A 1,015-nucleotide genomic window follows, 5' to 3' on the forward strand; every position below is an offset into this window, starting at 1 on the left:
GTGAAGGGCGAGGAAGGGACCGACGACGGTCCGGACGCGACGCCGCGGTCACCGGACCACGGCTCGCCCGTCCGCCGGTGGGCGGGGCCCGTGGCCGCGTGCGTACCCGTGGCCGTGTCCTCGCCTTCCCGGCCGGGGAGTTCCCGGCGTGCGCCGGGCACCGCTCCGCTCCCGCCCGGACCCGGAACCCCGTCGGGCGGGAGTGGCCGACGCTGGTCCCGCCCGCCCGCCGACGTACCCTCCCCGGCCGGGGCCGTACGGTCCCGGGGCTGCGGAACTCGCGTGCGTTCCCGGTCTCCGCCGCCCCCAGCATCCGCCCCGGCCTCGGCCTCGGCCGCGGCGAGGAGTGCGTCGATCGCCGCCGCCTCCGCGCGCCAGTGCTCCAGGCGGCGTTCCGCCTCCCGCCGCCGGTCTGCGGACCGCTGGGCCGCGGAGGCGGCCTCCGGGGTGGCGAAACCCGCCCGGCGGGCCGCGTCCGCGACGGCCTCCTCGGCTTCCCGTTCCCGGGCCGCGCTCGCCTCCGCCGTGCGGACCGCCTCAGCGGCCGTCGCCAGCCGGCCGGCCAGCCCGGCGAGTTCGGCGGCACGCGCCGCCACCGACTCCGCCTCCCCCCGGGCGGCGCGGATCTCGGCCCGCAGCCCCTCGTGCTCGGCCCGCAGCGACCGCGCCTGCCCGGCGCGGGCGGCCACCCGCCGTTCGATGTCCTCGCGTACCGCCTGCTGTTCGGCGTGCCGCCGCTCAGCGGCGGCCAGCTCCTCGCGTGCCGGGGCGGCGTCCCCGGCGGCGGCCAGATCGGCCTGCTGGTCCCGTTCCAGACCGGCCAGCCGCTCGGCCAGCGCCTCCGCCGGCTCCGCACCGGCCGCCGCGTCGGCGGCGGCGTGGGCCTCGCGCAGCCCGGCCAGTGCCGCCAGCGCCCGGTCCCGTCCGGCCGAGGCCGCCCGGTGCTTCTCCTCGGCCGCCCGCTGGTCGTGCGGCGAGAGGGAGGGCGGGCCGAGCGGGGCGGGACGGGGGTGGG

Annotated in this window: 1 pseudogene; it reads right to left on the reverse strand. The window is 81.7% G+C overall.

The annotated features are described in order from the left end of the window. Positions 1 to 1,015 (reverse strand): annotated as a pseudogene (locus ACFV5N_RS28080) (hypothetical protein); the annotation flags it as partial.

This window comes from Streptomyces sp. NPDC059853 (assembly GCF_042731495.1).
GTDB lineage: Bacteria > Actinomycetota > Actinomycetes > Streptomycetales > Streptomycetaceae > Streptomyces.